Source organism: Nocardia sp. NPDC024068, from assembly GCF_040638875.1.
GTDB lineage: Bacteria > Actinomycetota > Actinomycetes > Mycobacteriales > Mycobacteriaceae > Nocardia.
In genome coordinates, this window is record NZ_JBEZYU010000119.1 from 1 (window position 1) to 2,655 (window position 2,655).

A 2,655-nucleotide genomic window follows, 5' to 3' on the forward strand; every position below is an offset into this window, starting at 1 on the left:
CCTGTCAGCACTCGAGACTCGCGGCTGCGCCGCCTCGCTTCGAGTGCTGACAGGCGACGCGGGCCGAACCCTTTCAGGGCCTCGTAAGACTCGGCGCTTCGCGGTGGCCGGGTCGTCCGACCGGGATCGGCCGGAAAGGCGGCGGGTCGGTCGGTGGTTCGTTTATCGGGCGGGGGAAAAGGATACGGTCACTGTCTGGGAATCGGGCACGAATCCGTTCACTACATCGGCACTCCGAGTTCACCTCTGTAACCCTGGTGCGGTCCGAGCGTGACCGGACCACCGGGCCGGATCCGTCCGGGCCACCTCCTCCGATCAGCTCACCCTCCAAGCGCCGAGTCTTACGAGGCCCTGAAAGGGTTTCGGGCCGTCCCGTGTTTCAGCTCTCGAAGCGAGGCGGCGAAGCCGCGAGTCTCGAGGGCTGAAACACGGGACACAAGGGGCCCGAAACCCCGCGGCGCCGCAGGCGCCGCCAAAAACTCAGCCCAGGTCGTCGTGGCGCATCAGTTGCCGGGCGGCTTCCATTACCGAGCCGGTGAGGGACGGGTACACCGAGAACGTCTGGGCCAGGTCGTTGACCGTCAGGTTGTTCTGCACCGCGAGGGCGATGGGCAGGATCAGCTCGGAGGCGATCGGTGCCACCACCACACCGCCGATCACCACACCGGTGGCGGGGCGGCAGAAGATCTTCACGAAACCGCGGCGCAGGCCAGACATCTTCGCGCGGGGGTTGGTGTTCAGGGGCAGCATGACCGTGCGGGCGGGGACCTCGCCGTTGTCGATGGCGGTCTGGCTCACGCCGACCGTGGCGATCTCGGGGCGGGTGAACACCGCTGAGGCGACCGTTTTCAGGCGGATCGGGCTGACGCCCTCGCCGAGGGCGTGGTACATGGCGATCCGGCCCTGCATGGCGGCCACCGAGGCCAGCGGCAGCAGGCCGGTGCAGTCGCCGGCGGCGTAGACGCCGGGGACGGCGGTCCGCGAAACCCGGTCCACCCGGAGGTAGCCGCCGCGGTCGAGTTCGATTCCGGCCTGTTCCAGGCCGAGGTCGCCGGTGTTCGGGGTGGAGCCGACGGTCATGAGGGCATGCGACCCGGTGACAGTGCGGCCGTCGGACAGGGTCACCACCACGCCATCGGCGGTACGTTCCACCTTGTCCGCGCGCGCGTGCTTCACCAGTTCCACACCGCGCTCGGCGAACGCGTCCTCGAGAACCAGTGCGGCGTCCGCGTCTTCCCCCGGCAGCACGCGGTCGCGGCTGGAGACCAAGATCACCCGCACACCCATCTCCGTATAAGCGGAGACGAACTCGGCGCCGGTGACACCGGAACCCACCACCACCAGCGTCTCCGGCAGGTCGGCGAGATCGTAGAGCTGGCGCCAGTTCAGGATCCGCTCGCCGTCCGGTTCGGCGCCGGGCAGCACCCGGGGTGACGCTCCGGTCGCGATCAGCACGACCTCCGCCTCCACGGTCTCCTCGGCACCTTCCGGGAACGAAACCGTGACCTGATGGGTGGCGCGACCCGAGCCCGGCCCGGCCAGCCGGCCCCGCCCCGGCAGCACCCGCACCCCGGCCGCCTGCAGTTTGGACCGGATATCCGACGACTGCGCCAGCGCCAGCACCTTCACCCGTTCGTGGACCTCCGGCAACCGCACTTCCGCCTGCTCCGGGTCCAGCGTGATCCCCAGGTTGCGGGCGCGCCGCAGATCCGTCCGCACGCCGGTCGAGGCGATGAAGGTTTTGGACGGCACACAGTCCCAGAGCACACACGCACCGCCGATACCGTCGGAATCGATCAGCACCACCTGCGCGCCGTGCTGGGCCGCGACGAGAGCCGCCTCATAGCCCGCGGGTCCGCCACCGATGATCGCAATGCGGGTCATATCTACCCCTGTCCTAATCACCCGCGCCCGGCGCGCGGCAGCTCGCGGCCCTCACTCGCCGGGTCAAGCCTAATGCGTGCCGCGGTCGCGCCCGCGTCCGGCCGCGACCGCGCGTCGGCACGCCCGAAGCACATCGCCGAGCACGAATTACGACGCCCCGTACCGGTGCGCGGCGCCACACAACTAAGCTGCCGGTGTGCCGATCTACGCTGCCTACGGGTCCAATATGGATTCGACCCAGATGCTCGAGCGCTGTCCGCACTCCCCCATGTCCGGGACGGGCTGGCTGGAGGGCTGGCGCCTCACGTTCAGCGGGGACGATATCGGCTGGGAAGGCCCGCTCGCGACGGTCGTGGAGGAACCCGGCTCCCGGGTCTTCGTAGTGCTCTACGACGTCTCCCCCGAGGACGAGCAGCGGCTGGACCGTTGGGAGGGCTCGGATTTCGGTATCCACCGCAAGATCCGCCTCCGCGTCACCCCCAGCCCCGGTAGCGGCGCCGACCCGATCCTGGCCTGGCTCTACGTCCTGGACGCCTATGAAGGCGGGCTCCCGTCGGCCCGCTACATCGGCGTGATGGCCGATGCCGCCGAAAAAGCGGGGGCCCCCGAGGAGTACGTGCACGCCCTCCGCACCCGCAACAGCCGCAACGTGGGCCCGGGCAACAACTTCAGCTGAATTGGAGCGGCTCCGCCGCTCGAGGGTGGGGCCCTATTAACCCGGTTCTTCACTCCCGCCGGTCAGTCGCTGCGCTCCCTCCCTCTGGTCGCTCC

The 2,655-nt window shown here is 69.4% G+C and carries 2 protein-coding genes; one reads left to right on the plus strand and one right to left on the minus strand.

The window, feature by feature from the left end:
- Positions 1-480: 480 nt before the first annotated feature.
- The gene (locus AB0F41_RS31490; RefSeq protein WP_357430230.1) at positions 481-1,884 is read right to left on the minus strand and encodes an NAD(P)H-quinone dehydrogenase; all 1,404 of its coding nucleotides are present in this window, start codon (positions 1,882-1,884) and stop codon (positions 481-483) included.
- 196 nt (positions 1,885-2,080) lie between these two features.
- Here AB0F41_RS31490 and AB0F41_RS31495 point away from each other — a divergent pair, with 196 nt between their 5' ends.
- Positions 2,081-2,560, plus strand: coding sequence for a gamma-glutamylcyclotransferase (locus AB0F41_RS31495; protein ID WP_357430232.1), 480 nt, complete (start codon positions 2,081-2,083; stop codon positions 2,558-2,560).
- The last annotated feature ends 95 nt before the right edge of the window (positions 2,561-2,655 follow it).

Excerpts from the sequence above, each read along its gene's own strand:
- AB0F41_RS31490 (WP_357430230.1), bottom strand. The coding sequence starts at position 1,884 with ATGACCCGCATTGCGATCATCGGTGGCGGACCCGCGGGCTATGAGGCG.